Here is a 501-nt window from a genome sequence, read left to right as displayed (position 1 = left end):
TGGCGGCTGGGCTGGCCGGGCCCTCCGGCTGATCGATCGGCACATAGAGCGTCCAGGCCGGGTTGGCGCAGTCGGCGCGCACCACGTCGGCGCGGGCCCAGCTCAGCGCCGGCGACGGGCAGTGCGGCACCACCAGGCGCGGATCGATGCGAGCGGTGGCGCCGCCGGCAAAGCCCTGCACCAGGGCCTTCAGTGCCGCGACGTCGTGCAAAGACTGGGCCGGCGCCGGCCGCGCCGCGATCAGGGCCGCAAGGCCAGCGAGGGCATAGGCAATGTGGCGCAAGGCCGGCGATTTAAGGGAGGCGCGCATGGGCCGTCATTCCTGTTGGCTGGTTCGGTCGCGCCCCACAGTCCCCCCGTACGGCGCGACCGAACCCCAGCAAGAAGCGCGCCAACCGCCGTTCCCCCAACGGCCAGGCGCGCCTCGCCGGCCCGGGGCCGGCAAGCCCTTGCCGCTCCCCCCGGCAAGCCCTTGCCGCTGCCCCGGGCCGTCGCATGACG

General features: G+C 74.7%; 1 pseudogene. It reads right to left on the bottom strand.

Annotation, left to right across the window (positions count from 1 at the left end):
• Positions 1 to 310 (bottom strand): annotated as a pseudogene (locus GJ693_RS16695) (hypothetical protein); the annotation flags it as partial.
• Between the last annotated feature and the right edge of the window lie 191 nt (positions 311 to 501).

Origin of the sequence: Sandarakinorhabdus oryzae (genome assembly GCF_009733735.1) — a bacterium.
Taxonomy (GTDB): Bacteria; Pseudomonadota; Alphaproteobacteria; order Sphingomonadales; family Sphingomonadaceae; genus Sandarakinorhabdus; species Sandarakinorhabdus oryzae.
Note: the sequence above shows the minus strand (reverse complement) of the source record. Positions and strands in the feature narration are given on the sequence as shown.